This window comes from Shewanella sp. FJAT-52076, from assembly GCF_019457455.1.
In the GTDB taxonomy this organism is placed as follows: domain Bacteria; phylum Pseudomonadota; class Gammaproteobacteria; order Enterobacterales; family Shewanellaceae; genus Shewanella; species Shewanella zhangzhouensis.
The window spans coordinates 3049856-3071357 of the sequence record NZ_CP080415.1 but is presented as its reverse complement, the minus strand read 5'-3'; the positions used below and the strand labels follow the sequence as shown (position 1 = coordinate 3071357).

The window sequence follows — 21502 nt, the reverse complement described above, 5'->3', positions numbered from 1 at the left end:
CCACATATAAAAAATAGCGCGACATTTTACCCATTGAAACCGGTTGTGGCTAGGGTTGGCCTGCAATTATCGGGGCATTTTTTAGTCACGGCCCTAGGCGGCAGCATCAGTGGTGCCGTCCCAAGGCAATACCCTTTTAAAGGCTAAGGTCAAAATCATCTTGGGGCACTGAGCACTCGCTCCGGCACGCTAAGCGTTGGAGAATGACGAACAAGCCTATTATCGGCTTGCGCGAATCGTGTCGCCATTTGTCTTAGCTGAGTTTTCGCTTCGAGACGTATCCCTTCATGCAATTCCAGCTGAAAATAGCCCAGCATTTCCGCCTTTTGTTGATATAGGGCATAATCCACTGGGCTTCGATAGATTACTGTCATGGTTTCCATGGGGCTGGCCAGGGCCGTATTGCCCAGTAAGGTTAAGCCCAGCAGGCCGCTGGTCATGAGTAACGCTTTCATAGTCTACCTCTCGATGCTTTCACAAAATGCCGTTTCCGGCGGGAACTCAACTGTGGCTGCTTCAGTGTAGGTGGGACTTCTTGATGGCTTGTCTGGTCTTTGTAACCAGGTGTGGCCAAACCCAGCGTTAGAAACAATTCCACACCAATGGGCACAGGTATTTACAAACGGCGGAGGTTTAGCTTCTTTGACTGAGATGATTGAACAGGATGTAGTGGTGGTGGGTGGTGGTATGGTCGGGGCAGCCCTTGCTGCTGGTCTTGGCCGCGCCGGATTGTCCGTAACTGTGCTTGAAAACCACATGCCACTGGCGTTTGAGGCGAGCCAGCCTCTGGATGTCAGAGTATCGGCCCTGAGTGTGGCCAGCGAAGCGCTCCTTGAGCGACTCGATGCCTGGGAAGGGATACTCTCCAGGCGCGCCGTGCCTTATCTTGGTCTTGAAACCTGGGAAATCGAGTCCTGCATCACCCGTTTCCATGCCAGCCAGGTCGGTGCCGACCATTTGGGACACATAGTTGAAAACCGTGTGGTGCAGTTGGCGCTCTGGGATCTTCTGTCAACGCTGGATTCAGTCACCGTAAAAGCACCCGTTAAAGTCATGGGCTTCGAGCGCCTGGTGGATGGCGATGCCATTTGTGTCGCCATCGACTCGGGTGAGCGTATTAAAGCAAAGTTGCTGGTGGGCGCAGATGGCGCCAATTCCCAGGTGCGTGCCTTTGCTCATATTGGGGTGACGGGTTGGGACTATGCCCAGTCGGCCATGCTTATCAATATCGCCACCGCCTGTGAGCAGCAGGATGTAACCTGGCAGCAGTTTACGCCTCAGGGGCCCCGCTCGCTGCTGCCACTACCTGGCAACAATGCGTCTCTGGTGTGGTATGACGATGCTTCAACTATCGCCCGGCTCGCAAAACTGAACCACAGCGAGCTGGCAGACGCCATCCGGGCCCATTTCCCCGCCCGTCTTGACCCTGACTTTAGTGTGTTGGACAAGGGGCACTTTAAGCTGACCCGCCGCCACGCCCAGCGCTATTTCGATGCCAACCTGGTACTGATTGGCGATGCTGCCCACACCATCAACCCCCTGGCTGGCCAAGGCGTTAACCTGGGCTTTAAAGACGTTGATGTGCTGCTGGATGAAATTGTCAGTGCACTTAAACAGGGCGAAAGCTGGCATGCCCAACCGGTTCTGGAGCGTTATCAGCACCGCCGCTGGCGCGACAATCAGCTGATGATGTCCACCATGGATGCCTTCTACGCCTCATTCAGTAACGACCTATTGCCCGTAAAGTTGCTGCGTAATGCGGCGCTGCGACTGGCCAATGTGGATGGGCCTGTCAAACGTCAGGTGCTCAAATATGCCATGGGGCTGAAATAGGTTCCTGGTTTCAACCAAGGCGCTCTAGGGCGCCTTGGTGTAAATGCCACTCACAATCCCCAAGCTCCTTTGCTTCATTGTCTCTTTCCCTTTGTTGCGCCTTTTATTTGTTGGGACGTGCAATTGGGTGCTAAAATGCGCCGTTTTCAACACCAGTGCCCGGGTTTTGGCCTAGCCTGAAACGGGTTCGGGACAAGAGTTCTGTTTTCCATGTGCGATATTAAACTGATTGTGGGCCTGGCTAACCCCGGGGCGGAATACGCTCAAACCCGCCATAATGCGGGTGCCTGGTATGTCCAGGAGTTGGCCCGCATTGCCAATGTGAGTCTGGCGCCGGATCCCAAGTATTTCGGTTTAACGGCAAGGGCAATCCTCTGTGGTAAGGATGTGCGTTTGCTGATCCCCTCAACCTTTATGAACTTAAGTGGCAAGTCGGTGGCGGCATTGGCGAATTTTTTCCGCATCGAGCCAGAGCAAATTCTGGTTGCCCATGACGAGCTGGACATGGAGCCCGGTGTGGCCAAGTTCAAGTTGGGTGGTGGGCACGGCGGCCACAATGGTCTTAAAGACATCATTGCCAAGATGGGCAACAACAAAAATTTCTACCGCTTGCGGATAGGCATTGGCCATCCGGGCGACAAAAACAAGGTCAGTGGGTATGTGCTGGGTAAGGCGCCCGCGACCGAACAGGAAAAGATGAATGCGGCTATCGATGAAGCCGTGCGCAGCACCGAAGTCCTGTTCAAGCTAGACATGACCAAGGCAATGCACAGATTGCATTCCTTCAAGGCCGAATAATCAGTTAAGCAAGTAAGTCAAATAAAGGGTTATAGCTATGGGTTTTAAATGTGGCATCGTTGGTCTGCCCAACGTTGGTAAATCAACGCTCTTCAACGCGCTGACCAAGGCCGGTATTGAAGCGGCAAACTTTCCGTTTTGTACCATCGAGCCAAACACCGGCGTAGTGCCAATGCCAGACCCACGTTTGGACGAACTGGCCGCCATTGTGAAGCCTGAGCGTGTTATCCCGACCTCCATGGAGTTTGTGGACATCGCCGGTCTGGTAGCCGGTGCCTCCAAGGGCGAGGGCCTGGGCAACAAGTTTTTGGCCAACATCCGTGAAACCGAAGCTATCGGCCATGTGGTGCGCTGCTTTGAGAACGAAAACATTGTGCACGTCGCCAACCGCGTTGATCCAGCCGGCGACATCGAAGTCATCAACACCGAGCTGGCACTGGCAGACCTCGACAGCGTTGAGCGTGCCATTGTGCGTCAGCAAAAGCGTGCCAAGGGCGGCGACAAAGAAGCCAAGTTCGAAGTGGATGTGCTTGAAAAGCTGCGCCCTGTACTGGATGAAGGCAAGATGCTGCGCTCTATGGAACTGTCCAAGGAAGAGCTGGCTGCAGTGGCTTATCTGAACCTGCTGACCCTGAAGCCAACCATGTACATCGCCAACGTGTCTGAAGACGGCTTTGAGAACAACCCGCATCTGGATGCAGTACGCGCCATCGCCGCCAAAGAAAATGCCGTGGTAGTGCCTGTGTGTGCCGCCATCGAATCTGAGCTGGCCGAGATGGATATCGAAGAGCGCGACGAGTTTATGGCGGATCTCGGTCTGACTGAACCTGGTCTTGATCGCGTTATCCGTGCCGGTTATGAGCTTTTGAACCTGCAAACCTATTTCACCGCCGGTGTGAAAGAAGTGCGTGCCTGGACTGTGTCTGTTGGCGCCAGCGCGCCCCAGGCTGCCGGTAAGATTCATACCGACTTCGAGCGCGGTTTCATTCGTGCCCAGGTGATCTCCTACGAAGATTTTATTAACTTCAAGGGCGAGCAAGGCGCCAAAGAAGCTGGCAAGATGCGCGTGGAAGGTAAAACCTACATCGTTAAAGACGGCGATGTGATGCACTTCCTGTTCAACGTCTAAGTCATTGGTCGGGCGGGAAACCAGCTTTTTTGCTTATCTGTTACCCGCTTTGATGAAGGATTAGGCGAACGGTATCTTTGGGGCGAAATGTGCTAAAAAAGCTGTTGACCTGTCTTCGGTGAATCAGCATAATACGCCCCGTTCCTCGCCAAGAGGGATGCGAGAAATCGTAGTGGCTATGTAGCTCAGCTGGTTAGAGCACAGCACTCATAATGCTGGGGTCGCAGGTTCAAGTCCCGCCATAGCTACCATCTTCTCAGGATGTAAAATTGAGACCGGAGCGGGAGTGGTGAAATTGGTAGACACGCCAGATTTAGGTTCTGGTGCCGCAAGGTGTGAGAGTTCAAGTCTCTCCTCCCGTACCATGAACTAAGCTTTCGCTTAGTTGGAGAAGTAAGTGCTGTTGGGGTGTCGCCAAGCGGTAAGGCACCGGGTTTTGATCCCGGCATACCTAGGTTCGAATCCTAGCACCCCAGCCATCTCTCCATCTTCCAAAAAAATTGGGGTGTCGCCAAGCGGTAAGGCACCGGGTTTTGATCCCGGCATACCTAGGTTCGAATCCTAGCACCCCAGCCATGGCTACGTAGCTCAGCTGGTTAGAGCACAGCACTCATAATGCTGGGGTCGCAGGTTCAAGTCCCGCCGTAGCTACCATATTCTCGAAGAGTCCGATTATTCAGGATTTTTTGAACCCAGATTGGGGTGTCGCCAAGCGGTAAGGCACCGGGTTTTGATCCCGGCATACCTAGGTTCGAATCCTAGCACCCCAGCCATACATGAAGCCCGTCCTTTGGACGGGCTTTTTGTTTTTAGCCCTCAACCACCTACTGAAGTAGGTGGTTATCATCAATATGGGCTTTGCCCGTAATGAACATTGAGGCTCAGGCATTGTTACTTATCGAATTGGGTTGTGTGACCTCTCACACAGCCCCATAAGTGGGCTAAACAACGACGTAAGAAATAGTCGCTTTTGGCCCCCTCCTAGGGGGCTTAGGCAAAGCCACCTTCTTCAGAAGGTGGATTATTTACTTGGCCATTTCTCGACTTTTACGTCAATTCTCCCGTGTAAACAGTTTTGCTGCTGTGAACGCTCCTGCGAAGAAGCCTGCGGCGTGCTATGGCCGTTTCCGGCTGCAGTGGTGGCCCACTCATGGTTGCCTCATTGAGACGCTCTTAAGGTACGCACAGAAGCTGGCTCAGTGTTTTTTCATTTAGTGTCTTATCATTAGGAGATGGTGCGGGCGCTGTAAAAGACCCTGGCACGTCCTATTGCAAAGGAAAAGCAGAGTTCAAAGGAAAAGCACATACGGGGTTGGGCGAGAATGATGAGGCATAAAAAAACGCACCCCTGAGGATGCGTTTTTTGCCATGGGCAGACAGCGGGTGCCGGCTCATTAACCGGCGCCGGGGCTATCAGTGCTGAAACATGGCAGAGATAGACTCTTCGTTGCTCACGCGGCGGATGGCTTCGGCAAGCAGGGCAGACATGGTCAGCTGGCTGACTTTACCTACTTTCATCATCTCTTCGCTCAGAGGCACAGTGTCGGTCACAATCACTTCATCAATCACAGAGTTCTTGATGTTTTCTGCGGCCTTACCAGAGAACACTGGGTGAGTGGCGTAAGCAAATACGCGGTTGGCACCGTGTTCTTTCAGGGCTTCGGCGGCTTTACACAGGGTGCCACCGGTATCAATCATGTCGTCAACGATGATGCAGTCACGGCCTTCTACGTCACCGATGATGTGCATTACCTGAGCCACGTTGGCCTGTGGGCGGCGCTTGTCGATGATAGCCAGGTCGGAATCATTCAGCAGCTTGGCTACGGCGCGGGCGCGTACAACACCACCAATGTCCGGAGACACAACCACAGGGTTGTCCAGCTTCTTGGCGACCATGTCTTCCAGCAGCACTGGGCTACCGAATACGTTGTCTACCGGTACGTCGAAGAAGCCCTGGATCTGCTCGGCGTGCAGGTCACAGGTCAGCACGCGGTCAACACCTACGCTGGACAGGAAGTCAGCAACTACTTTAGCGGTGATAGGCACACGGGCAGAGCGCACGCGGCGGTCCTGACGGGCATAACCGAAGTAAGGGATTACGGCAGTGATACGACCTGCTGAGGCGCGGCGCAGGGCGTCTACCATCACAATGAGTTCCATCAGGTTGTCATTGGTGGGGGCGCAAGTGGATTGAATGATGAAAACATCAGCACCACGTACATTTTCGTTGATCTGGACACTGATTTCACCGTCACTGAAACGGCCTACCTCAGCCTCTCCAAGTTTGCAAAATAAACGGTCGGCAATCTTTTTCGCGAGACTGGGGGTAGCATTCCCAGCAAAGAGCTTGATGTCGGGCACTGTATGAACCTCAGGCGTTTGCTTGATATTTTAGTGTAGCTGCTGCCGCGCGTTCCCTGGCGTGCAGCGCAGAAGTAGTTTAAAGCTGAGCGAGTCTCAACTCCAACGGCGAACGATTCAGTCCTTTCGCAACAAAGCCCTGCATATCAGATGGCTTTTTAGCCAACGCCTCCAGCGCGGCCTGCTGCGAGTCGAATTCCCCGAACACGCATGCACCGGTTCCGGTCATTCTGGACGGCGCATATTCTACCAGCCAGCTTAAGGCATTGGCAACTTGGGGGTATTTGGCACAGACCAACGCCTGACAGTCATTTGACCAGCGTTCAGGGCTGAGTGAGGCCATGTCCAGTTTGGGGGTATTCCTAGGTAAATCAGGGTGCTGAAATACGTCGGCGGTGGATACATGGGCATCGGGTACCAAGACCAGATACCATGGTTCGGCCACGGTAACAGGTTGCAATTTTTCGCCGACACCTTCGGCGAAAGCCGCGATTCCGTTAATAAAAACAGGCACATCAGCGCCCAGCGTTAAGCCGATTTCCATCAGGGCTTTTTTATCCAAACCCAGCTGCCACAGGGCATTGAGCGCCACCAGTGTGGTAGCGGCATCCGATGAACCGCCGCCAAGCCCGCCGCCCATGGGCAGGCGCTTGTCGAGCCAGATCTCGGCGCCTTTGGTGCAACCTGTGACATTCTGCAAAGATTTTGCGGCTTTCAGAATTAAGTTATCGCTGTCGGGGACAACTTGGCCGAGGTTGGAGTGCAGTTTCAACTCTGGCGTGCTCAGCACTTTAAAATCCAGCCAGTCGCCGTGGTCGATAAACTGAAACAGGGTTTGCAGCTCATGGTAGCCGCTGGGCAAGCGGCCATTGATGTGCAAAAACAGATTGAGCTTTGCCGGAGCGGGCCAAGCAAGGGATACAGGCATTATTGGGCTCCTTTCGAACCTTGGGCACTGGCCAGTGCCTGCCATTCGTTGGTTTGCAGCTTAATCGCGGCGCTGGCGTGTTTGAGGTCCAGCGTGCGCGGCACAGATGCACCACTCTGGGTTTGCCAACCGGCAATACTGATGGTCCACAGGCCATCGGCACTAATGATGGTCTTGGGGCGATTGAGGCTATCGTACTCGACTTGGTCACCCGCCATCGGCTGTCCGGTTATCCAATAGGGCAGGGCATCGATGGGCAGGGTAAAACCGCTTAAACCGTCCAGCAGCCGCTGTGGGCTCAGGTCTGAGTAGCGCTTGCCATCCACTTCCAGAGTGGCGCCATCCCGGTTTTGAGTCAGCAGCAGCACAGTGGTGCCCAGCATGCTGGTGAGTCTGAGTTCGGTATTGTCGGGGGTATTGAGCCAGAAGAGGTTAGCCGAAACCTTGTCGCCATTGGTGCGAATAAGCAGCTTGCCTTTAAGCTCCCAGGCCTTGGCATCACTGGCGTTTTGCACACTAACCGGCTGCAGCGAGACCTGTGGCGTGAGGCTGCAACCACCGAGCAGAGAAAGGGCGGTCAGGCCAGCAAGAGTGAATTTTGTGAATCGGCGCAAGTTAATCATCTATGACTGAATTAAATAAGTCCTTATGATACGAGGGCTTTAAAAATTATACCAATGGCCTTACCCGCTTTTTGGCTGCGGACGGGTTTCACCCCCGCATTAATGGAAAAAGTGGATAACAACAGAGATCTTTATTCGGTTTTGTTAAGCCTATTCTGTTTTTAATGGCCCCAATTCAGTAGAATGGCGTAATTCACACAAGCGCCGCACAGGATCCAGAAAGAGTCAGATGAGCCTTGTAGCAATCGGGATAAACCATAAAACGGCCACCGTCGATCTTCGCGAAAAGGTCGCCTTCTCCCCGGACAAAATCCATGATGCGATGCGAAGCCTCGCCTGTACCACCTCATCCAATGAGGCGGTGATTGTCTCTACCTGTAACCGTACCGAACTCTATTGCAACAATGCCCGTGCAGAGGAAGTGATCCATTGGCTGGAGAGCTACCACAATCTGGGCCACGATGAGCTGATGCCCTGTGTCTATCATCATGAGGGACAGGAAGCGGTACGGCACTTGATGCGGGTAGCCTCGGGACTGGACTCTCTGGTGCTGGGCGAGCCGCAAATTCTCGGTCAGGTGAAGCAGTCTTTTGCCAAGGCAAAAGAGGCCGGCACTGTGGCAGTCACCCTGGACCGCCTTTTCCAAAGCACCTTCTCGGTTGCCAAAAAGGTCCGTACCGAAACTGAAATCGGTACCGCTGCCGTGTCTGTGGCCTTTGCCGCCGTCAGCATGGCCAAACACATCTTCTCCTCACTGGCCTCCACCAAGGTATTGCTGATAGGTGCCGGTGAAACCATAGAGCTGGTAGCCAGACATCTCAAAGAAAATGGGGTGTCATCCATGGTGGTGGCCAACCGTACCGTGGAGCGCGCCCAAGCCATGTGCGAAGAGTTTGGTGCCACCGCCATTACGCTCTCGCAAATTCCGGATTTTCTCCCAAAGGCCGATATCGTGATATCCTCTACCGCCAGCCCGCTGCCCATACTTGGCAAAGGCATGGTAGAAAAGGCACTCAAGCAGCGTCGACATCAACCTATGTTGTTGGTTGATATAGCAGTTCCTCGTGATATTGAGGCAGAAGTCGGTGAACTCGACGATGCCTTCCTGTACACGGTCGACGATCTGCAGAGCATCATCGAACAGAATATGGCCTCCCGAAAGGAGGCGGCCGAGCAAGCCGAAGTAATCGCCCTGGAGCAATCTTTCCTGTTTATGGATTGGATCCGCTCACTGGAGTCGGTAGACAGTATTCGCGAATATCGCACTGCCAGTATGGCAATCAAAGATGAATTGGTAGAACGGGCCCTCAACAAGCTGGCGCAGGGGGCCGATGGCGAGCAGGTTATTCTGGAGCTTGCCAACAAGCTGACCAATCGCTTGATCCATGCACCGACTCAGGCCCTGACGACCGCCAGTCGTCAGGGGGACCTCAATACTCTGGGGCAACTTCGGACCGCGCTCGGCCTGGATAAACACTGAGACTTTTGAGAGTTAAATGAAGGAATCCGTCATCCGCAAGCTGGAAGGCTTGCTCGAGCGCAATGAAGAAGTATTGGCGCTGCTCAGCGACGCCAGCATCATTTCCGATCAGGACCGTTTTCGCGCCCTGTCCAAAGAATACGCCCAGCTTGAAGACGTGGTAAAAGGCTTCAAGGCTTATCAGCAGGCGGTGGCCGACCTGGAAACCGCCAAAGAAATGCTGGAAGAGGATGACCCTGAGCTTAAAGAAATGGCCCAGGAAGAAATCAAATCCGCCAAAGCCAGTCTGGAGCTGCTCGAAGCCGAGCTGCAAATCCTGCTGCTGCCCAAAGACCCCAACGACGAAGCCAACGCCTTTGTGGAAATCCGCGCCGGCGCCGGTGGCGATGAAGCCGCGATTTTTGCCGGTGACTTGTTCCGTATGTACAGCCGTTATGCCGAAACCCAGCGCTGGCAGGTGGAAATCATGAGCGCCAACGAAGGCGAACATGGTGGCTATAAAGAAGTGATTGCCCGTTTCAGCGGTGATGGCGTATATGGCAAACTCAAATTTGAGTCCGGTGGCCACAGGGTACAAAGGGTACCTGAAACCGAATCCCAGGGGCGGGTACACACCTCAGCCTGTACGGTAGCGATACTGCACGAAGTGCCCGAAGCCGAAGCGGTGGAAATCAACCCATCCGAGCTGCGTATCGACACCTTCCGCGCCTCGGGCGCCGGTGGTCAGCACGTGAACAAAACCGACTCGGCCATCCGTATCACTCACTTGCCCACGGGCACTGTGGTGGAGTGTCAGGACGAGCGCTCGCAGCACAAAAACAAGGCACGAGCCATGTCTGTGCTGGTGGCCCGTTTGCAGGCGGCCGAAGACGAGAAGCGCCGCAGCGCCGAAGCTACCACCCGCCGTAACCTGGTGGGCAGTGGCGACCGTTCTGAACGTATTCGCACTTACAACTTCCCCCAGGGGCGGGTGAGCGACCATCGTATCAACCTGACCCTGTATCGCCTGAACGAGGTGATGGAAGGGGATTTGAGCGCCCTTATCGAACCCATAGTACAGGAACACCAGGCCGATCTGTTGGCGGCACTGGCGGACGAGCAGGGGTAAACCTTGGCAGCTCATTCCACCATAGGGGAAGCCTTGCAATGGGGTTTCACCACCCTGGCATCCAGCAGTGATTCTGCCAATCTGGATGCCGAGGTGCTGCTGCAGCATTGCCTCGGTAAAAATCGTACCTTTCTTTTCACCTGGCCTGATCGGCCACTGACCAGCGAGCAGTGGAAACACTTCGAGCAGCTGGTCACCCGCCGTGCCAAGGGTGTGCCTGTGGCGCACATCCTAGGCGAGCGGGAGTTTTGGTCACTGAAGTTTTTGGTGAATGAAACCACCCTTATCCCACGGCCTGACACCGAGATGCTGGTGGAGACGGCGCTCAATCTGCCACTGCCTGAAAACGCCAGGGTGCTGGACATGGGCACGGGGACCGGCGCCATTGCCCTGGCTCTCGCCAGTGAGCGTCCAAACTGGCGCATTACGGCGCTGGATAAGGTGGATGATGCCGTGGCTCTGGCCAGGGCCAATCGAGAGCAACTGGGCTTAACCCAGGTGGAAATCCTCCAAAGCGATTGGTTCAGTGCGGTGAAGGATGGTGATTTCGATCTGATTGTCTCCAACCCGCCCTATATCGATGAGCACGATGAGCACTTGTCGATGGGGGATGTGCGTTTTGAGCCCTTAAGCGCGCTCACCGCTGCCGACGAAGGCTATGCGGACCTGAACCATATCGCCATACATGCCCGGGAACACCTCAAGGTGGGCGGCTATTTGCTGCTCGAGCACGGCTTTGCCCAGGCGTTGAAGCTAAGGGAGACTCTGGTGGCTCTTGGGTATGACAAGGTCGCCACTGTGCGGGACTTTGGCTCCAACGATCGCTGCACACTTGGACAGTGGCATGGTGACGATGCCTGAGGGCATTTGGGGCACCCTTATTTAGCGTAACATCGCCAAGGGCTGCCCAGGTTCGGGCAGCATTGGTAAGGGCTCAAGGATTCGGGTACACTAGCGCCTTTGTTTTTCGGGCATTTAGTTTCAGGACTCTTTTATAAAAGGCAGCCAGGCTATGGAATCCATCAACAACCTCTATCCCGTTTTCAAGCATCTGCACCTGACACTGGTGGCAACCAGTGTGCTCTTCTTTGTGGTGCGTTTCGTGCTTAAATTAAAAGAATCTGCCCTGCTGCAGAAAAAGGTCATGCGCATTGCGCCCCACATCATAGACACCTGTCTTTTGCTCTCGGGTCTGCTGATGTGTTTCCTTATCAAACAGTACCCCTTCGTTGACCCCTGGTTGACCGAGAAAATCCTGGCTGTGGTTGCCTATATTTTGCTGGCCATCATGGCGATGAAGTCCAACCGCAATAAGTTTTTCCGCTTTTTTGCCTTCCTCGGCGCCATCGCCTGGGTGGTGTATGCGGCCAAAATCGCCGTGTTTAAACAGGCCATAATGCTGGCATCATGAGTGAATTTTCGTTAGCAGACGGTGTTTCCCTGCCGGAAACGCCGCTGGATATACTTGCGCATTTGGGGCTCGCCGACAGGCAAAAAGCTGAGTGGGCCTGGCTTGAAATCGCCGGTGGCGTGCTCAGCCATTATCTGGTGGACAGAGACGCCAGACTCAAGGCATTGCTTAGCTGGTTTTACCGGGATCTGGGCTTTCGGGCCAAGGATGACTATTTCAGTCTTGAGGCGGCGAGCCTGGCACACACCCTGATGTTTCGTCAGGGGAACAGCACTACGCTGGCCACAGTATTGATGTTGCTCGCCAAGCAACTGGATTTGCCACTCGAACCCATTTTATTGCCCGGCCATACCTTGCTTTGCCTGAAGGATGGCAAGAAAAAACTCTTGCTGGACCCACTCAGTGGCGAGCTTATCGACCGTAAGCGGGTGCATGCGCTGGTGCGTGGTGAGCTGGGTAACTGGGCACCAATGAAGCCGGCCTATGTGAAAACGTCCGGTGTGAAAGCGCTTATCAGCCGTATGCTGGGAGAGATCAAGGCGGGCGCCATAGTGCAGCAGCGCTTTGATGTGGCGCTTGCCTGCAGCAATATGCTGCTGGACTGGCATCCCGATGACACCATGCTCATTCGTGAAAGGGCCTTTATCGCTCAGCAGCTTGGCGCCATTCGGGTAGCCGAAGCCGACCTCAGGCAGTTTATCGACCTCAGTCCCCTCGACCCTGTGGTGGAGCTGGTGAAAATGCAGCTGCGTGAGCTGGGTGAACATCACGAAGTTCTGCATTAACAATTACATACCTTACAAAATTAATAACACTTTCAGGGGGAAGAAAGGATGACAACGGCGCCATTGGTTACCAACGACGCAACCGTACTGGGATTTTTGGCCATTATTCTGGGATTTGTGTTTTACACCCACAGCCACCCCAGCTGGCAAAAATTCTATAAATTCGTCCCGGCGTTGCTGCTGTGCTACTTCCTGCCTTCGCTGCTCAATACCTTCGGCATAGTCGATGGCCACAGTTCGCAGCTGTATTTTGTTGCGACCCGCTATTTGCTGCCTGCGTGTTTGGTATTGCTGATTTTGTCGGTGGACCTCAAGGCCATCATGGGTCTGGGGCCAAAGGCTGTGATCATGTTCCTCTGCGGCACGTTGGGGATTGTGATTGGCGGCCCGGTGGCGCTGCTGCTGGTGTCTGCCATTGACCCTTCGCTGACCAACGATATGGGCCCTGACTCTGTGTGGCGTGGTATGACCACGCTTGCCGGCAGCTGGATTGGCGGTGGTGCCAACCAGGCGGCCATGAAAGAAATCTATGAAGTGGGCGGCAGCGTGTTTTCGGTGATGATCACCGTCGATGTGATTGTGGCCAACGTGTGGATGGCGGTGCTGCTGTTTATGGCGTCCCGCGCCAAAGAAATCGATGCCAAAACCGGCGCCGATACCAGTGCCATCGAAGCGCTTAAAGAGAAGGTTGAAAAGTACAAGGCTGAAAATGAACGCAACCCCAGCCTGACCGATTTGATGCTGATCCTGGCGGTGGGCTTTGGTGTTACAGGTTTTGCCCATATTGCGGCGGATTTCCTGGCTCCCTTCTTTTCCGAGCACTTCCCCTGGACCAAGCAGTACAGCCTGACCTCGGGCTTCTTCTGGCTGGTGGTTCTGGTGACGACTGCCGGTTTGGCGTTGTCGTTCACGCCGCTGCGTCATCTGGAAGCGGCAGGTGCCTCCAAGGTGGCGTCATCCTTCCTTTATGTGCTGGTGGCCACCATCGGTCTGCACATGGACGTGAGTGAAATCCTCAAGACGCCGATTTACTTCCTGCTGGGTATCACCTGGATGTTGGTTCACGCGGGCTTTATGTTGCTGGTGGCCAAGCTTATCAAGGCGCCACTGTTTTATATGGCGGTGGGCAGCCAGGCCAACGTAGGCGGCGCGGCTTCAGCGCCCGTGGTCGCTGCAGCTTTCCATCCCTCATTGGCGCCTGTAGGTGTGCTTTTGGCGGTGTTCGGTTATGCTTTGGGCACTTATATGGCGTGGCTCTGTGGCCAGCTGTTGCAGCTAGTGGGCTGATTTTTCCACCGGCGCCTGCGCCGGTTTATTCTTTGAGAGGCATAGATGAGTATCAAGACTATCCAACTTGGCGACATCGCCATTGCCAACGACAAGCCCTTTGTGCTCTTTGGCGGTATGAACGTGCTTGAATCGCGGGATCTGGCCATGAGTATTGCCGAGCAGTACGTGGAAGTGACCCAGAAGCTGGGGATCCCCTATGTATTCAAGGCCTCTTTTGACAAGGCCAACCGCTCGTCCATCAACTCCTACCGTGGTCCCGGGATGGAAGAAGGCCTGAAGATTTTCCAGGAAATCAAAGACACCTTCAATGTGCCGCTCATTACCGACGTGCACGAGCCGCACCAGTGCGCCCCTGTGGCCGAAGTGGTCGACATCATTCAGCTGCCGGCGTTTCTGGCACGCCAGACCGACCTGGTGATTGCCATGGCAAGGACCGGCGCCATCATCAACGTGAAGAAGCCTCAGTTTCTGGCACCCCACGAGATGCGCCACATAGTGAAAAAATTCAACGAGGCCGGTAACGACGAGATTATCCTGTGTGAGCGTGGCAGCTGCTTTGGTTACAACAACCTGGTGGTGGACATGCTGGGCATGGATGAGATGAAGCAGAGCGGTTATCCGGTAATTTTCGATGCCACCCACGCGCTGCAGCGCCCTGGTGGCCGTGAAGATTCTGCCGGTGGTCGCCGTGCCCAGGCCACCGAGCTTGCCCGCAGCGGTATGGCACTGGGTCTGGCCGGTCTCTTTATCGAAGCGCATCCGGATCCCGACAACGCCAAGTGCGATGGCCCCTGCGCTCTGCCACTGCATCAGCTGGAAGGCTACCTCAGTCAGATGAAAGCAGTAGATGACCTGGTGAAATCTTTTCCTGCTCTGGACACCAGCAAGTAAACCACAGCGTTAATTGGCTGTGATATGCTCAAACGCCCGGCTTTGCCGGGCGTTTTTTGTTCTGGGGAATTGAGATCTGGGGGAGAAAGTATGTGGGTGATGTTCACCCTGATGGCGGCCTTTATGCAGGCCTGGCGCAACGCCTTTCAAAGTGAGCTCAGTCGCGATGTGGGCGTGTTTGGCGTCACCCTGGCACGCTTTCTCTATGCGGGCCCGCTGGCTGCATTTTATCTGGCCGGGCTCTACCTGTGGCAGGATGCGGCCATTCCCACCTTCGGCGTGGATGCCCTGGGGTTTATTCTCGGGGCGGCGCTGATGCAAATTCTGGCCACCGCCTTAATGGTAAAGCTATTTCAGCTTAAAAACTTCGCCATTGGCGCCGGGCTTGCCAAGAGCGAGGCGCTGGTAGCCGCTATCCTCGGGGTGGCCTTTTTTGGCACCAGCCTGTCGCTCTTTGGCTGGCTTGGGGTGATTGTGGGCACTGTGGCGGTGTTTATGCTCTCAAGCAAGGGCGGGCTCAGCACTCTGTCGCCCAAAACCTTGCTGCTGGGCCTTGCCAGCGGCAGTGCCTTTGCGCTGACGTCCCTTTGGGTGCGGGAGGCCAGCCTCTGTCTCGACGTGCCTTTTCCCCATCGTGCCGCCTGGGTGCTCTTGCTGGTTATTGTTATTCAAACGGTGATTTTGCTGCTGTGGCTGCTGATAAGAAAGCCTGACGAGCTTAGGGCCATGATGGCCAGAAACCGGCTGACGCTGGCTATCAGTGTCAGCAGTTGTCTGGGGTCCATTGGCTGGTTCTCGGCCATGTCGCTTACCGCCGTGCCCTATGTGAAAACCCTGGGGCAGGTGGAAATCTTCTTTATGATGCTGGTGTCGAGTCTATACCTGAAACAGAAGGTACAGGTGAAGGACATGGCAGCGCTGGTGCTGATTGCTATTGCCGCCATCATGGTGATGTGGCCGCAATAAGAGGGGCGTGGCTTAAAAACGTCGCTCCAGGGCGTGAATTGCTTCGACCAAGGCTTTGTTGGTGGGCGTAGCTATGCCATGGCGATTGCCAAGGCTCACCAGATAGCCATTGATGGCATCAATCTCGGTTTTACGCCTATGGTCCACATCCTGGCGCATTGAGGAGCGATTGGCGGCGGTAAGGCGAATGACCTCATAGACCCGGGCTGATAAGTGCTCTTCCTGCAATTCTATGCCCTGAGTCCCGGCTACCTGAACCAGTTCCCTCAGCACAGCGGCAATAGTCGCTTGATAGGCATTATCTGCCAGCTCGCCGTTACAGACACCGTGAATGGCGGTGAGGGGATTGATACAGGCATTCACCGCGAGCTTTTGCCACAGGGCTGGCAGTATGCCCTCCACCCACTCACTGCCGGGAATGGCGCTGAGCAGCATGGCTTTAAGCTCTGGCGCCATGGCTGGCCCCATGCAGTGACCAAATTGCGTAAGACCACTGCCGGTTTGCTTAAGGTCGTGTTTGCCAAGGCGCAGCGCACCCTGGCTGGTGGTGCCAAGGGTCAGTCCCCGTCCATTTAACATGGCAGCGACCTGCTCGTGAGGGCCAAGGCCATTATGCAGCAATAACAGGTGGCAGTGCGGTGATAATTCGGGGAGCACCCGGGTCACGGCTTCAACGACCTGATAGGCCTTTACTGTGACGATAAGAAGCTTAAGCTCGCCCAGCAGGGCTTGATTGTCCCCGGGTTTGGCGAAGCTCAGGGTGCTGCGATTGCCACTCAGGTCGGTGAGGCTGTAAGGCTCAGTAATGGCGTTCAGTTGCCGGTCGAGCAGAAAGGGCAAGGTACCCTTCGCCGCCAACTGATGGGCAATTAACTGGCCAACGGCGCCGGCACCCAGAATGCCAATTCGGCTCATGCGCCCTGAAGCCTGGATGCGCGGCGGTACTTACTGTACAGCCAGGCGGTGAGGAAGAAGGCGGCCACGCCCGCAAGATCGGCGGCGATATCGCCCCAGGAGGCTGAGCGGTAGGGCAGGCGCGACTGGATGACTTCAATCAAACCTGCGTAGGCGGCCAGTGCCAGCAACATGATGTACCAGCGTGGCCTGAATGCCAGTTGGGTGAGCCAGGCCAAACCAAAGAAAGTGCCGAAATGCCCCACCTTGTCCAGATGAGGAATGGACTGGGGATAGCTGGGTTTGGAAAAGACCAGATAACTGGTGATACACAGGGCAATCACCAAAATGATTTTAAACAGAAACTGCCGATTCTTCACACGGAACTTTCGCTGGTAGACATAGGCGCCCATGATAGGGAAATGTACAGCCAAAGTCACTCACCGGCCTGTAAAACTCTGTGTCTTCACCGGCGGACTTGGGGCTTCACCTGTGCTGGCCGGATCGTTACACTATGCTCTATTCGGATTGAGGCCCGTTTCGTCAGAGGCCTGTTTTGCTTTTCAAGGGGTTAAAAAATGCCGTCATTTGATATTGTTTCGGAAGTGGATGCCGTCGAGCTGAAAAACGCCGTGGAAAACACCCGCCGTGAAATGGATGGCCGCTTCGATTTTCGCGGTGTTGAGTACAGTGTGGATTTCAAGGACATGGTAGTCATACTGCGTTCCGAGTCGGATTTCCAGTGTCGTCAGATGGTGGATATCCTCAGAGGCCAGCTAGCCAAACGCAACGTAGATGCCAAGGCCATGGAAGTGGACGACAAGATAGTCCACACCGGCAAAACCTTTGCACAGAACGTGAAATTCAAGCAGGGCATCGAGCAGGATGTGGCGAAAAAACTCATTAAGCTCATCAAAGACAGCAAGGTGAAGGTGCAGGCGCAAATCCAGGGGGATTCGATTCGGGTCACCGGCAAGAAGCGCGATGATTTACAGGCCATTATGCAGCTGGCCCGCACTTCCGAGCTGGGCCAGCCATTTCAGTTCAATAACTTCCGCGACTGACTCAAGCCTTATCTCAGTCTGTCCACCTGCTCGCTCCGTGCTTCGGCGTGGGCAGGGGGCGACACCTTTTCTACCAGCCACACCAGCAGCAATACCGGCAGACCAATCAGGCTGGCGGTGATGAAAAAGTTCACATAGCCAAAGGCATCGACCCAGGCGCCGGAGAAACCGGCAATAAACTTGGGAAACAGCAGCATGATAGACGACAGCAGCGCATATTGGGTGGCGCTGTAGCCGCTGCTGGTCAGGCTCGATAAATAGGCGATAAAGGCCGCGGTGGCGATACCGCCACTGAAGTTATCGATGGATATCGCCAGCGTCAGCAGCTCCATGTTGTACCCAACCACCGCCTGCCAGGCAAACAGCAGATTAGTGGTGGCTACCAGCAGGGCGCCCAAAAACAGAATGCGCATGGTGCCGTATTTCGCGAGCAAGACGCCCCCAAAGGCGGCACCTACCAGGGTCATGATAAGGCCGTACACCTTGCTCAGAAAGGCGATTTCCTCTTTGGAAAAGCCCATGTCCACATAGAACACATTCGCCATAATCCCCATGACTATGTCCGAAATCCGGTAGCAGGAAATCAGCGCCAATATCAGGATTGCACTCTTGCCGTAACGCTTGAAAAAATCGATGAAGGGCGCGGCGACAGCGTTATAGGTCCAGGATAGGGCTGCAGCCGTGCGGGGGGGGTATTTTTCGCTGAGGCGCTCGCGCATCTCGGCTTCCAGTGCATTTGCCTGGCCCTGGTCGACGGCGGGCTCTTTGGCACACAGGGTGGTTATCACCCCAATCAGCATCAGGGCGGCCATGACCATGTAGGCGGTTTGCCATGACGCGAGCCGATATCCATCGGCTTCCGGCGCGACCCAGGCGGCGATGGTCAGGGCGCCGGCGGTCGCGATAATCATGGCCGAACGATAGCCAATTTGATAAGCCGCCGCCAGGGCCGCCTGCATCTCCTGGGGCGCCGATTCAATGCGAAAGGCATCTATCACTATGTCCTGGGTGGCCGAGGCAAAGGCCACCATCAGGGCGCAGACGGCCATATAGGTGAGGCTGTCTTTAGGGTCGCTGCTGGCCATACCCACAATGGCGCCAATCAGCATTAACTGGGCAAACAGCATCCAGCCCCGGCGCCGACCAAAGAGTTTAGAGAACACCGGCAGTGGCATGCGGTCCACCAGAGGGGACCATAGCCATTTGAAGGCATAGAGGATGGCAATCCAGCTGAAATAACCTATGGCGGTACGATCGACACCGGCTTCACGCAGCCAGAATGACAGGGTCGAGAACACCAGCATCAGGGGTAAACCGGCGGAGAAGCCGAGGAACAGCATCACCAGTACCCGGCGATGGCGGTAGACCGCCAGGAGTTCCCAGAGTCTGATTAAGGCAGCGGTAGGTAAATACATGATGGCCGGACAAGCGAAAAGGGCCTTTAGAATAACTTACTTAGCCAAGTGCGGGTCAAGCGGATTGGCAAAAGTTAATCTGTCGTCTGCATAAAAAAGACCCGCCAATGGCGGGTCTTGGGGACAGAGTCAGGATGCGGGACGCACTCCGATGCAGCCGCCCGGGATCTGACCACCGATGCTCAGGTAATCACAGCAGTCCTGCAGCTGCTTTCGCAGGAACAGGTTGCCGCGAAGTACCCAAACGGGCCAGCGGTCAAAGCAGTGCATCAAATGCCAAAACACCCTTTCAGTGTCAGACTGCGCTTCACCCTGGGGTGACAACTGTTGCCACTCCTCGAGGGTATCCCATAAATACAGCTGGATTTCGCGGTAATCGAGCTGGTCACTCAAGAACGCTCTTCCATACTGAGCCAGTTGGGGCGCTTTGCTATCGATGAAATCCGTTGGTGTCATCGTATCGCCTCCTTGTTTTGCTCCCTGAGTATAGTCAGCTTTAGAGTGCTGACTCAAAACACAGTTTATTTTCTGGGCAACAATTTGGCTGACTTGAGCACAATCTGGGTAACGGGAACATCGGGCCAGTTCAGTTTGCTATTGTGCTCAGTGGGCACGACCGCCATGGCTTCCAGAATTTCGCGACCTTCCACCACTTCACCGAAAACGGCATAGCCCCAGCGGCGCTTGGAGGGGTCGAGCTTGGTGTTATCTGCCACGTTGAAGTAAAACTGGCGGGTGGCCGAGTGGGGATTGTTTTCCCTTGCCATGGCGATGGTGCCAAAGGCATTGGACAAGCCATTGCCTGACTCGTTAACGATGGGGGCCGACTCGGGCAGCTCTTCCAGCTTGGGATTCAGGCCACCACCCTGCACCACAAATTCCGGAATAATGCGGTGGAAGATGGTGTTGTCGTAGTCGCCCTTCACTACATAAGTCAGGAAGTTATCGACGGTTATGGGGGCGCGGGTGCGGTCAAGCTCCACCACAATCTTGCCCATGGTGGTTTGCATTTCCACCTGGGGATAGAGGTTATCTGGCTGAATATCCACTTTGGCCGCCAGTGCCATGTTCGACAGGCCCAGCATCAGGGCTGCGATGATCCATTTCATTTGTGATTTCCTTTTTCGTTGTTATTGCATCAGAAATTGGGTCAGTTCGGGGTCGTTGACTATGTCGCCGGCAAGCTGGGTAATGAGCTTATTCATTTCCAGCTCCAGAGTGGCCAAATCCAGGCTCAGAGGTCCTTTCATGGTGCCTCTGGCGGTGTAGCGCTTACTGAACAGTTGCTGCTCGTTGCGGGCGTAGGCGCTGATAATGATTTCATTGGCGGCCTCGTAACCCAGCATGGTTTCGTTGATATCTGACTGTAAACGTTCCACTTTCAGTTCAAGGACGTTGGTGGCGGCAGGGTCTAGTTGAAAGCCCTTATTACTGAAAGACTGGCGGAACAGATTGCCCAGCTGAATGGCAGGCGACTCGCCAGTCCCCATCAGTTTGGCCGGGTCATCCCCTTTGGTAATACGTACGGCGGTGTTGGTGCTTCTGGCATCCTGAGTACTCAGGGCGATGCGTCCACTGGCGCTGCTGCTGATGGCGGGCACATCGGGACTCAGAGCAAGGTAATTGGATGGACTGCCCGCGCAGCCGCTGAGGGTCAGAATGGCAGTCAATACGGCTAAGGATTTCTTCATCTGGGATCCAAAACGAGACAAAAGTCGCATCAGAATACCAGATTTGTCCGCCATCGCCAGTCAATGAAATCCAGTTCAGTAAGCATTCAGTTTGTGTCTGGCATGCTCCTATGGCTAATCGCATTCAACCATAGGGAAATCAATGAAACTATTCAGTTTAAGTGTAATGAGTACACTGATAGCGATGGGAATTGCCAGTGCCGAAGTGCGGGCAGAAGCCGGTCCCCATATCGCTGGGGTCAACCTGGGTTATGGTACTCAGGAATACGAAAGCCGTGATGGCGAGCATTGGGATGCCGGAGACGGCTTCAAGTACGATATCTGGTACAGGTACATGCTTACCAGCAACTGGGGCGTTGAACTCAGCTATGGCCAGGGCACTGGCGGTGCGTACAGTGCCATGATCGATATACTCTCGGACGTGAGAGAGCTTGAGTACTCCAACTACCGCGCAGCGCTCTACGGCCAATACAATTTCTCCCGTGGCAACAGCGTCTATGCAAAAGCAGGGATGGCCTTTTCCGATATCACATATGATCTGGATGATTCCCGCATCAAAGAGGATGCCGAAGGCTTCTTTGGGGCAGTCGGCTGGCAACACAGATTCCACTCTGGTTTTGGATTGGGGGTTGAGTACCAGTACACCGATCTGAAGCAGCTCGAAGTCCAGAGCATTAATATCGCCTTCTCCTGGCAATTCTGATACTTCGGCGCTTGCAGCTTGCCCTGCAACTTCACTACGCCCTCAGTCGAGGGCGTTTTTGTACCTGTAACCTGCGCGGTGTTTTTACAAATCGGTAACGCCGGGCTTTAATCTGCCGACAATCGGCGTTAG

At 54.7% G+C, this 21502-nt stretch carries 23 protein-coding genes and 6 tRNA genes; 19 read left to right on the top strand and 10 right to left on the bottom strand.

Annotated elements, in window-relative coordinates:
• Window positions 1-155: 155 nt before the first annotated feature.
• Entirely contained in the window at window positions 156-455 is a 300-nt protein-coding gene (locus tag K0H79_RS13455; RefSeq protein WP_220076145.1) for a hypothetical protein, read from the bottom strand.
• A gap of 196 nt (window positions 456-651) precedes the next feature.
• Between K0H79_RS13455 and K0H79_RS13450 the strand changes: the two genes are divergently transcribed.
• From K0H79_RS13450 to K0H79_RS13410, 9 genes are all read left to right on the top strand, one after another.
• Window positions 652-1833: an FAD-dependent oxidoreductase gene (locus K0H79_RS13450; RefSeq protein WP_258405546.1), complete on the top strand. Its 1182-nt coding sequence runs from the start codon at window positions 652-654 to the stop codon at window positions 1831-1833.
• A gap of 210 nt (window positions 1834-2043) precedes the next feature.
• Complete coding sequence (gene pth, locus K0H79_RS13445) at window positions 2044-2631, top strand: aminoacyl-tRNA hydrolase (protein WP_220065249.1); 588 nt, start codon at window positions 2044-2046, stop codon at window positions 2629-2631.
• Window positions 2632-2668: 37 nt separating this feature from the next.
• The gene (gene ychF / locus K0H79_RS13440; RefSeq protein ID WP_220076144.1) at window positions 2669-3760 is read left to right on the top strand and encodes a redox-regulated ATPase YchF; all 1092 of its coding nucleotides are present in this window, start codon (window positions 2669-2671) and stop codon (window positions 3758-3760) included.
• Between the two features lie 174 nt (window positions 3761-3934).
• A tRNA-Met gene (locus tag K0H79_RS13435) sits at window positions 3935-4011 on the top strand.
• A gap of 29 nt (window positions 4012-4040) precedes the next feature.
• Window positions 4041-4125 (top strand) — tRNA-Leu (locus K0H79_RS13430).
• A gap of 39 nt (window positions 4126-4164) precedes the next feature.
• Window positions 4165-4239: transfer RNA gene (locus K0H79_RS13425), tRNA-Gln, on the top strand.
• 22 nt (window positions 4240-4261) lie between these two features.
• Window positions 4262-4336 (top strand) — tRNA-Gln (locus tag K0H79_RS13420).
• Window position 4337: 1 nt separating this feature from the next.
• Window positions 4338-4414: transfer RNA gene (locus K0H79_RS13415), tRNA-Met, on the top strand.
• 44 nt (window positions 4415-4458) lie between these two features.
• Window positions 4459-4533 (top strand) — tRNA-Gln (locus K0H79_RS13410).
• A 640-nt stretch (window positions 4534-5173) separates the two neighbouring features.
• Here the strand turns inward: K0H79_RS13410 and K0H79_RS13405 are convergent.
• From K0H79_RS13405 to lolB, 3 genes are all read right to left on the bottom strand, one after another.
• Window positions 5174-6121 carry a ribose-phosphate pyrophosphokinase gene (locus K0H79_RS13405; protein WP_011760679.1) on the bottom strand — a complete coding sequence of 316 codons (948 nt, stop codon included), beginning with the start codon at window positions 6119-6121 and terminating at the stop codon, window positions 5174-5176.
• 79 nt (window positions 6122-6200) lie between these two features.
• Window positions 6201-7049 carry a 4-(cytidine 5'-diphospho)-2-C-methyl-D-erythritol kinase gene (ispE, locus tag K0H79_RS13400; protein WP_220076143.1) on the bottom strand — a complete coding sequence of 283 codons (849 nt, stop codon included), beginning with the start codon at window positions 7047-7049 and terminating at the stop codon, window positions 6201-6203.
• Window positions 7049-7672, bottom strand: coding sequence for a lipoprotein insertase outer membrane protein LolB (lolB, locus tag K0H79_RS13395; RefSeq protein WP_220076142.1), 624 nt, complete (start codon window positions 7670-7672; stop codon window positions 7049-7051). Before lolB ends, ispE begins: the two co-directional genes overlap by 1 nt.
• A 229-nt stretch (window positions 7673-7901) precedes the next feature.
• Between lolB and hemA the strand changes: the two genes are divergently transcribed.
• The 8 genes from hemA to K0H79_RS13355 all read left to right on the top strand — a co-directional run bounded on the left by hemA (window position 7902) and on the right by K0H79_RS13355 (window position 15603).
• Window positions 7902-9152: a glutamyl-tRNA reductase gene (gene hemA / locus K0H79_RS13390; RefSeq protein ID WP_220076141.1), complete on the top strand. Its 1251-nt coding sequence runs from the start codon at window positions 7902-7904 to the stop codon at window positions 9150-9152.
• Between the two features lie 16 nt (window positions 9153-9168).
• Window positions 9169-10260 carry a peptide chain release factor 1 gene (gene prfA, locus K0H79_RS13385; protein WP_220076140.1) on the top strand — a complete coding sequence of 364 codons (1092 nt, stop codon included), beginning with the start codon at window positions 9169-9171 and terminating at the stop codon, window positions 10258-10260.
• Between the two features lie 3 nt (window positions 10261-10263).
• Window positions 10264-11121: a peptide chain release factor N(5)-glutamine methyltransferase gene (prmC, locus tag K0H79_RS13380; RefSeq protein ID WP_258405392.1), complete on the top strand. Its 858-nt coding sequence runs from the start codon at window positions 10264-10266 to the stop codon at window positions 11119-11121.
• Window positions 11122-11272: 151 nt separating this feature from the next.
• Window positions 11273-11671, top strand: coding sequence for a SirB2 family protein (locus K0H79_RS13375; RefSeq protein ID WP_011760673.1), 399 nt, complete (start codon window positions 11273-11275; stop codon window positions 11669-11671).
• A complete protein-coding gene (locus K0H79_RS13370; RefSeq protein ID WP_220076139.1) occupies window positions 11668-12456 on the top strand; it encodes a tetratricopeptide repeat protein in 789 nt (262 codons plus the stop codon). Before K0H79_RS13375 ends, K0H79_RS13370 begins: the two co-directional genes overlap by 4 nt.
• A gap of 48 nt (window positions 12457-12504) precedes the next feature.
• On the top strand, window positions 12505-13743 hold the full coding sequence (locus K0H79_RS13365; protein ID WP_220076138.1) for a DUF819 domain-containing protein: 1239 nt from the start codon (window positions 12505-12507) through the stop codon (window positions 13741-13743).
• Window positions 13744-13788: 45 nt separating this feature from the next.
• Window positions 13789-14637: a 3-deoxy-8-phosphooctulonate synthase gene (gene kdsA, locus K0H79_RS13360; RefSeq protein ID WP_220065242.1), complete on the top strand. Its 849-nt coding sequence runs from the start codon at window positions 13789-13791 to the stop codon at window positions 14635-14637.
• 90 nt (window positions 14638-14727) lie between these two features.
• Window positions 14728-15603: a DMT family transporter gene (locus K0H79_RS13355; protein ID WP_220076137.1), complete on the top strand. Its 876-nt coding sequence runs from the start codon at window positions 14728-14730 to the stop codon at window positions 15601-15603.
• 12 nt (window positions 15604-15615) lie between these two features.
• Here the strand turns inward: K0H79_RS13355 and K0H79_RS13350 are convergent, their stop codons facing one another.
• Together K0H79_RS13350 and K0H79_RS13345 are read right to left on the bottom strand one after the other, a co-directional pair.
• The gene (locus K0H79_RS13350) at window positions 15616-16518 is read right to left on the bottom strand and encodes a ketopantoate reductase family protein (RefSeq protein ID WP_220076136.1); all 903 of its coding nucleotides are present in this window, start codon (window positions 16516-16518) and stop codon (window positions 15616-15618) included.
• Window positions 16515-16910 carry a VanZ family protein gene (locus K0H79_RS13345; RefSeq protein ID WP_220078167.1) on the bottom strand — a complete coding sequence of 132 codons (396 nt, stop codon included), beginning with the start codon at window positions 16908-16910 and terminating at the stop codon, window positions 16515-16517. The genes K0H79_RS13350 and K0H79_RS13345 overlap by 4 nt, the downstream gene beginning before the upstream one ends.
• Before the next feature lie 165 nt (window positions 16911-17075).
• On the opposite strand from K0H79_RS13345, the gene K0H79_RS13340 reads away from it, so the two are divergent.
• Window positions 17076-17561, top strand: coding sequence for a YajQ family cyclic di-GMP-binding protein (locus K0H79_RS13340; protein WP_011760666.1), 486 nt, complete (start codon window positions 17076-17078; stop codon window positions 17559-17561).
• A gap of 8 nt (window positions 17562-17569) precedes the next feature.
• Here K0H79_RS13340 and K0H79_RS13335 read toward each other — a convergent pair whose 3' ends face one another.
• From K0H79_RS13335 to K0H79_RS13320, 4 genes are all read right to left on the bottom strand, one after another.
• The gene (locus K0H79_RS13335) at window positions 17570-18976 is read right to left on the bottom strand and encodes an AmpG family muropeptide MFS transporter (RefSeq protein WP_220076135.1); all 1407 of its coding nucleotides are present in this window, start codon (window positions 18974-18976) and stop codon (window positions 17570-17572) included.
• A 129-nt stretch (window positions 18977-19105) separates the two neighbouring features.
• Window positions 19106-19432 carry a hypothetical protein gene (locus K0H79_RS13330; protein ID WP_011760664.1) on the bottom strand — a complete coding sequence of 109 codons (327 nt, stop codon included), beginning with the start codon at window positions 19430-19432 and terminating at the stop codon, window positions 19106-19108.
• Between the two features lie 65 nt (window positions 19433-19497).
• A complete protein-coding gene (locus tag K0H79_RS13325; protein ID WP_220065238.1) occupies window positions 19498-20085 on the bottom strand; it encodes a peptidylprolyl isomerase in 588 nt (195 codons plus the stop codon).
• Between the two features lie 21 nt (window positions 20086-20106).
• The gene (locus K0H79_RS13320) at window positions 20107-20667 is read right to left on the bottom strand and encodes a YajG family lipoprotein (RefSeq protein ID WP_220076134.1); all 561 of its coding nucleotides are present in this window, start codon (window positions 20665-20667) and stop codon (window positions 20107-20109) included.
• Between the two features lie 142 nt (window positions 20668-20809).
• On the opposite strand from K0H79_RS13320, the gene K0H79_RS13315 reads away from it, so the two are divergent.
• Window positions 20810-21370, top strand: a complete 561-nt coding sequence (locus K0H79_RS13315; RefSeq protein ID WP_220076133.1) for a porin family protein — start codon at window positions 20810-20812, stop codon at window positions 21368-21370.
• Window positions 21371-21502 lie beyond the last annotated feature (132 nt).

Bases quoted from the DNA above. Each gene is read 5' to 3' on its own strand.
- K0H79_RS13455 (WP_220076145.1), bottom strand. From the start codon at position 455: ATGAAAGCGTTACTCATGACCAGCGGCCTGCTGGGCTTAACCTTACTG.
- K0H79_RS13450 (WP_258405546.1), top strand. From the start codon at position 652: ATGATTGAACAGGATGTAGTGGTGGTGGGTGGTGGTATGGTCGGGGCA.
- pth (WP_220065249.1), top strand. From the start codon at position 2,044: ATGTGCGATATTAAACTGATTGTGGGCCTGGCTAACCCCGGGGCGGAA.
- ychF (WP_220076144.1), top strand. From the start codon at position 2,669: ATGGGTTTTAAATGTGGCATCGTTGGTCTGCCCAACGTTGGTAAATCA.
- ispE (WP_220076143.1), bottom strand. From the start codon at position 7,049: ATGCCTGTATCCCTTGCTTGGCCCGCTCCGGCAAAGCTCAATCTGTTT.
- lolB (WP_220076142.1), bottom strand. From the start codon at position 7,672: ATGATTAACTTGCGCCGATTCACAAAATTCACTCTTGCTGGCCTGACC.
- hemA (WP_220076141.1), top strand. From the start codon at position 7,902: ATGAGCCTTGTAGCAATCGGGATAAACCATAAAACGGCCACCGTCGAT.
- prfA (WP_220076140.1), top strand. From the start codon at position 9,169: ATGAAGGAATCCGTCATCCGCAAGCTGGAAGGCTTGCTCGAGCGCAAT.
- K0H79_RS13375 (WP_011760673.1), top strand. From the start codon at position 11,273: ATGGAATCCATCAACAACCTCTATCCCGTTTTCAAGCATCTGCACCTG.
- K0H79_RS13370 (WP_220076139.1), top strand. From the start codon at position 11,668: ATGAGTGAATTTTCGTTAGCAGACGGTGTTTCCCTGCCGGAAACGCCG.
- K0H79_RS13365 (WP_220076138.1), top strand. From the start codon at position 12,505: ATGACAACGGCGCCATTGGTTACCAACGACGCAACCGTACTGGGATTT.
- kdsA (WP_220065242.1), top strand. From the start codon at position 13,789: ATGAGTATCAAGACTATCCAACTTGGCGACATCGCCATTGCCAACGAC.
- K0H79_RS13355 (WP_220076137.1), top strand. From the start codon at position 14,728: ATGTGGGTGATGTTCACCCTGATGGCGGCCTTTATGCAGGCCTGGCGC.
- K0H79_RS13350 (WP_220076136.1), bottom strand. From the start codon at position 16,518: ATGAGCCGAATTGGCATTCTGGGTGCCGGCGCCGTTGGCCAGTTAATT.
- K0H79_RS13345 (WP_220078167.1), bottom strand. From the start codon at position 16,910: ATGGGCGCCTATGTCTACCAGCGAAAGTTCCGTGTGAAGAATCGGCAG.
- K0H79_RS13340 (WP_011760666.1), top strand. From the start codon at position 17,076: ATGCCGTCATTTGATATTGTTTCGGAAGTGGATGCCGTCGAGCTGAAA.
- K0H79_RS13335 (WP_220076135.1), bottom strand. From the start codon at position 18,976: ATGTATTTACCTACCGCTGCCTTAATCAGACTCTGGGAACTCCTGGCG.
- K0H79_RS13330 (WP_011760664.1), bottom strand. From the start codon at position 19,432: ATGACACCAACGGATTTCATCGATAGCAAAGCGCCCCAACTGGCTCAG.
- K0H79_RS13325 (WP_220065238.1), bottom strand. From the start codon at position 20,085: ATGAAATGGATCATCGCAGCCCTGATGCTGGGCCTGTCGAACATGGCA.
- K0H79_RS13320 (WP_220076134.1), bottom strand. From the start codon at position 20,667: ATGAAGAAATCCTTAGCCGTATTGACTGCCATTCTGACCCTCAGCGGC.
- K0H79_RS13315 (WP_220076133.1), top strand. From the start codon at position 20,810: ATGAAACTATTCAGTTTAAGTGTAATGAGTACACTGATAGCGATGGGA.